At 68.0% G+C, this 2,641-nt stretch carries 3 protein-coding genes; 2 read left to right on the top strand and 1 reads right to left on the bottom strand.

Going from position 1 to position 2,641, the window contains the following annotated elements:
* Nucleotides 1-72: 72 nt before the first annotated feature.
* Together AC04L7_RS16330 and AC04L7_RS16325 are read left to right on the top strand one after the other, a co-directional pair.
* The gene (locus AC04L7_RS16330; protein WP_296281297.1) at nt 73-1,089 is read left to right on the top strand and encodes a 3-oxoacyl-ACP synthase III; all 1,017 of its coding nucleotides are present in this window, start codon (nt 73-75) and stop codon (nt 1,087-1,089) included.
* A 67-nt stretch (nt 1,090-1,156) separates the two neighbouring features.
* Nucleotides 1,157-2,047, top strand: a complete 891-nt coding sequence (locus AC04L7_RS16325) for an alpha/beta fold hydrolase (RefSeq protein ID WP_435996022.1) — start codon at nt 1,157-1,159, stop codon at nt 2,045-2,047.
* Between the two features lie 146 nt (nt 2,048-2,193).
* Here AC04L7_RS16325 and AC04L7_RS16320 read toward each other — a convergent pair whose 3' ends face one another.
* Nucleotides 2,194-2,574, bottom strand: a complete 381-nt coding sequence (locus AC04L7_RS16320) for a YkgJ family cysteine cluster protein (RefSeq protein WP_435996024.1) — start codon at nt 2,572-2,574, stop codon at nt 2,194-2,196.
* Between the last annotated feature and the right edge of the window lie 67 nt (nt 2,575-2,641).

Here is a 2,641-nt window from a genome sequence, read left to right as displayed (position 1 = left end):
GTAAAGATGCGGTGAAGGCCCGAAGCCGTTACCCTTGTCGGCCCCCTCGCCTGAGCCTTGGCGCTAACCTCGATGCTCTTCAAGAATGTCTCCATCGCGGGACTGGCGCACATCGATGCGCCGCACACGCTGACGTCCGCCGAAATCAACGCCCGGCTGCAGCCCACGCTCGACCGCCTGGGCATCAAGACCGACGTGCTGAACGACGTGGCCGGCGTGCATGCGCGCCGCCTGTGGGACGACGACACCCAGGCGTCCGACGCCGCCACGATGGCGGCGAAGAAGGCGTTGGCCGACGCCGGCATCGGCGCCGACAAGGTCGGCCTGGTGGTCAACACCTCCGTGAGCCGCGATTACCTGGAACCGTCCACGGCCAGCATCGTCTGCGGCAACCTCGGCGTGGGCGACCACTGCCAGACCTTCGACGTCGCCAATGCCTGCCTGGCCTTCATCAATGGCATGGACATCGCCGCGCGCATGCTGGAGCGCGACGAGATCGACTACGCCCTGGTCGTCGACGGCGAAACCGCCAACCTGGTCTACGAGAAGACCATCGAGCGCCTCAACGCCCCCGACGTGACCGAGCAGCAGTTCCGCGACGAACTGGCTGCGCTGACGCTGGGCTGCGGTGCCGTGGCGATGGTGCTGACGCGCCGCGCGCTGGCCCCGGAAGCCCCGCGCTACAAGGGCGGCGTGACCCGCTCGGCGACCGAGTGGAACAAGCTCTGCCGCGGCAACCTGGACCGCATGGTCACGGATACCCGCATGCTGCTGATCGAGGGCATGAAGCTGGCCACCAAGACCTTCGCCGCCGCCAAGGTCGCGCTGGGCTGGGCCGTGGACGAACTGGACCAGTTCGTCATCCATCAGGTCAGCCGCCCGCACACGCAGGCGTTCGTGAAGTCCTTCGGCATCGACCCGAAGAAGGTCATGACCATCTTCACCGAGCACGGCAACATCGGCCCGGCCAGCGTGCCGATCGTGCTGAGCAAGCTGAAGGAACTGGGCAAGCTGAAGAAGGGCGACCGCATCGCACTGCTCGGCATCGGCTCGGGCCTGAACTGCACGATGGCCGAGGTGGAGTGGTAATCCCACCCGGCATTCGCATTCCAGGGGCCGGTTCGCCGGCCCTTTTCTTTGACGGCGGCCACGCGCGATGAACCTTCCCGGCTATCCCTCCCATCCGAAGCGCTTCGAGGTCCGCCCGGGCCTGTCGATGAATTACCTCGACGAAGGCCCGCGCGACGGCGAGGTGGTGGTGATGCTGCACGGCAATCCGTCGTGGAGCTATTACTGGCGCACGCTGGTGGCGGGGCTGTCGGACAAGTACCGCTGCATCGTGCCCGACCACATCGGCATGGGCCTTTCGGACAAGCCCGACGACAGCCGCTACGACTACACCCTGCAGTCGCGCGTGGACGACGTCGCCGCGCTGCTCCGCCACCTCGGCATCACCGGCCCGGTGACGCTGGCCGTGCACGACTGGGGCGGCATGATCGGTTTCGGCTGGGCGCTCTCGCACGCCGCGCAGGTGAAGCGCCTGGTGGTCACCAACACCGCCGCGTTCCCGATGCCCGCCGCGAAGGCGATGCCCTGGCAGATCGGGCTCGGCCGCGACTGGAAGATCGGCGAGTGGATCATCCGCGGCTTCAACGCGTTCTCCGCCGGCGCGTCATGGATCGGCGTCGAACGCCGCATGCCCGCCGACGTGCGCCGCGCCTACGTGTCGCCGTACGACACCTGGGCCAACCGGATCTCCACGATCCGCTTCATGCAGGACATCCCGCTCGGTCCGAAGGACAAGGCGTGGCCGCTGTTGGAAGCCGCCGGCAAGGCGCTGCCCTCGTTCGCCGACCGGCCCGCGTTCCTGGGCTGGGGCTTGAAGGACTTCGTGTTCGACAAGCATTTCCTCGACGGTTTCCGCGCCGCGTTGCCGAACGCGGAAGTGCACGCGTACGAAGACGCAGGCCACTACGTGCTGGAAGACAAGCACGAGATCCTGGTGCCGCTGATCCGCGACTTCCTGGATCGTCATCCATTAACCTGATTCCTTCTCCCTGCGACAGCAGGGAGAAGGTGCCGAAGGCGGATGAGGGGCGCTTTTGCCTCTGATTGCGGGCTGCCAAGCGCTCGCTGCGCTCGCGTCCCCTCTTCCGGCGCTGCGCGCCACCTTCTCCCGCAAGGGGAGAAGGGTCAGAACTCCGGCAGCGGGTTCTTCTCGGCGTCCACCACGCCCGTCCAGTCAGCTGCCTCGAGCAGCGGCAGGCCATGCGCCAGCCGCGCCTTGTCGCACTGCGCGCTGCGCTCGCCGAACTCCAGCGAGGCGGGCACCAATGCGCAGACCGACGGGCGCCGGTCGTGGATCGTGCAGCGGCTGTAGCGGCCGATGTCGGCGTCCAGCGCCACGCAGCGCGGCTCTTTCTGCGACGTGCCGCGCATCACCCGCTCGTGCACGCGCAGCGGCTCGGTCAGTTCGATCGGCACCACGCCGCCCTGGTCGGGGTCCGCCTCGCTCCAGTGGAAGCTCACGCGGAAGTGGGCGCAGCAGGCGCCGCAGGTCAGGCATGGGTGCATCGGCGTGGGCGGGCGTCAGGGCGCGGGCGGGACGCGCATTCTGCCAACGCCGCGGGCTGACGCCTGT

Source organism: Pseudoxanthomonas sp. LjRoot204_2 (assembly GCF_056175765.1).
Note: the sequence above shows the minus strand (reverse complement) of the source record. Positions and strands in the feature narration are given on the sequence as shown.